Origin of the sequence: Halorubrum sp. Boch-26, assembly GCF_029889805.1 — an archaeon.
Classification (GTDB): domain Archaea; phylum Halobacteriota; class Halobacteria; order Halobacteriales; family Haloferacaceae; genus Halorubrum.
This window is the reverse complement of the sequence record NZ_JARANT010000157.1, coordinates 1-2,594: the sequence shown is the minus strand read 5'-3', so window position 1 is coordinate 2,594 and position 2,594 is coordinate 1. Positions and strand designations below refer to the sequence as shown.

The 2,594-nt window shown below is 75.0% G+C and carries 1 protein-coding gene and 1 pseudogene; both read right to left on the bottom strand.

The window, feature by feature from the left end:
- The coding region (locus tag OQF71_RS14295; protein WP_280588481.1) for a type II secretion system F family protein at positions 1-1,951 on the bottom strand (1,951 nt) is incomplete at its 3' end.
- Positions 1,948-2,594: pseudogene (locus OQF71_RS14290) on the bottom strand (secretion system protein); the annotation flags it as partial. The pseudogene OQF71_RS14290 and the gene OQF71_RS14295, both read right to left, overlap by 4 nt.

Genomic DNA, 2,594 nt, shown 5'->3' with positions numbered 1-2,594 from the left:
CGGTGAACACCGCGTAACAGACGGCCACGAGCAGTCCGGAGTGAAGCAGCGCCTCGTAGCGCCCCCGAGAGGCGGTGCCCGCGAACCAGCCGGACGCGAGCATCGTCGCCTGCGTGACGACGTACAGCCGGAAGCGCTCGAGGTCGGGGTGGACCGTCTCCGGCTCGGTAACGAGGTCGGTGGCGGCGGCGAGGTCGGCGAGCCGCGCGGCGTCGATCACCTGCGTGTTGACGACGGCGACGACGCCGGCGACCAGCGCGGCCGCCGCCCACCCGACCGCGACGTACGGGTGCATCGACGAGCGGAGCGCGCGCTGCTCGCTGTACAGCTGTCCCACCTCGATCCGGAGCGTCTCGAAGACGGCGTCGGCGTCGCTGCCGGCGTTGAGAGCGCCCGTGACCAGCCCGAGCGTCCCCTCCGCGAGCGGGGTCCCCACGCGGTCGACGAACCGCTCGATCGCGGCCGCCCGAACGTCGGTGGCTCCGTCGTCTTCTCCCGCCGCCCGCGACCCGCCCGTCGCCGTCGTCGACCCCAGCGCGAACGCGAGGTCGGCCACGTCGTCGTCGAGCACCCCGAGGTCGACGTCGCGCGCCACGGCGGCGACCGCGTCCGGCAGGGGTCGTCCGTGCGCCACGTGACCGGAGACCGCGTGGACGAAGTCGGCCAGCTCGCGGTCCTTCGCGTCGTCGACCCGGGTGCGCCTGACCGCGACGCTCCCCACGGGAATAGCGAACGCCGCGTACGCGAGCAGGGCGACGTTGACGAGGGTGTACCCCGCGAGCGCGAGGCCGGCCGCGAGCAGGGCGGCCGGCGGCGTACAGACCACCGCGGCGCTCGCCGGGTTGCGTCCGACCGAGGCGGCGATCGCGCGCGGCGAGGCCGGCAGGTCGTAGCTCGCGCGCTGGTTCGGCGGGCGGAGCGTGCCGACGGCGACCGCGCCGGCGAGGCCGATGACGACGAGGAAGACGACGGCGCCGTAGAGCACGACCGCCCGCGTCGGTACCACTCCGACCGGCGTGTCGACCGGCGGTAGCAGCTCGGGGACGACGACGGTGAGCGCGGTCGCCGCGATGACGAGCAGCGCCGGCAACACCAACACGACGACGAACAGCTCCGTGAGAAGCTCCAGAAACCGGCGAGCGCGCTTGCGGGCCCGGTCCTGTCGGTGCGCGAGCATCCGGCTCTCCGTCCGGAGGTACTCCGCGAGCGCCGCGTCGCCGGTCGCCGCGTGTTTGCGGAACTTCAACAGGAACGGCGCGAGCAGCTCCCGCGAGGGGGTGTCGCGGGCGACCCGCCGAAGCCCCTCGTCGAGGCTCCCGGCGAGCCGCGCCGCGGTGAGCGCCTTCCGCAGCGAGGTCGCCGTCCCGCCGTACGCCTCGCTCGCGGCTGTCTTCTCGACCATCTCGCGAGGGCCGTCGCTCCCGGACGCGAGCAGTTCGAGGTACCGGACCGCGGCCGGAAGCGTCCGCTCGATGTCCGTCCGGCGCGTCGCCGTGAGCCACCGCAGGTGGAGCCCGCCGAGCCGCACCGTCGCCCGCTTCGCGAGGAGGCCGGCCAGCCCCGCGGCGACGACGGCGACGGCCTCGGGCGACGGCGACGACGCCCACATGGCGTCCCCGGTCCACCCCTCGGCGGCCGCGAGCAACTCCGGGGCCGCGCCGATCGCGACGAGGAGTGTCGGCCCGGCGACGGCGAGCGCGACGAGCCACGAGAGCCCGTACACCCGCGACAGGTACGTCTCGAACCCCGTGTCGAGCGCCGTCCCGCGGTACCGCTTCCGGTCGGCGTCGTGCCGACGGTCGCTCGCGTGCCGCGCGAACAGCGCGTAGAGGGCCCGATCGACGGCCGCCGACCGACCGGTCCGGAGGAACCCGTCGGCCTCGGCGGCGTCGACGGCTCGCCCGAGCTCCGCGCCGCCGTCGTCGGGTTCGGTCGTCGGCTTCCCGCTCACGGCCGCCCCCGCTCGTCGGATCCATCGCGCCCCTCAGTGCCGTCGCGCTCGTCGCGCTCGCCCGCCGTCCGGTCCATCGTCCGCGCCGCGCGCTCGACGGTCGCGGCCTCGTCGGTCCGGAGGTCGGCGAGGAACTCGAACAGCGCGTCGGCGTCGTCGACGCCCTCCCGGACGAGGTACTCGACGTACCGGCGCTTGGCGACGAACTCCGAGCGCACGGCGTCGACCTCGCGGTCGGTGTAGTCCGCGATCCGGGCGACCGCATGGAGGCGCGACCCCTCGCCGGGGGCGGCCGCCGCGTCGCTCTCGGGAGCGCCCGGAAACCGGAACTCGCCGTCGGCGTCGCGCCACGCGAGCGTGTTGTAGTACACCGGCTCCCCGCCCTTGTCGACGACGCCGGCGCCGCCGTGCTTGGGGTCCCCGGTCGGGCTCCGCTTCGCCTCCGGATCGAGCGCCTCGTACTCCTCTGCGGAGAGGGGCTCGACCGCCCGCGAGACGTACCGCTCGCCGCCGACCTGCCGCGGGAAGACGACGAGGTCGATCTCGCGGAGCAGGTACGGCGGGAGCCCCCGCTCGACCACGCGGTTCACGAGCGCCTCGACGTCCTCGGCGTGCGTGGTGCCGATGACACCGTGGCCCGTGT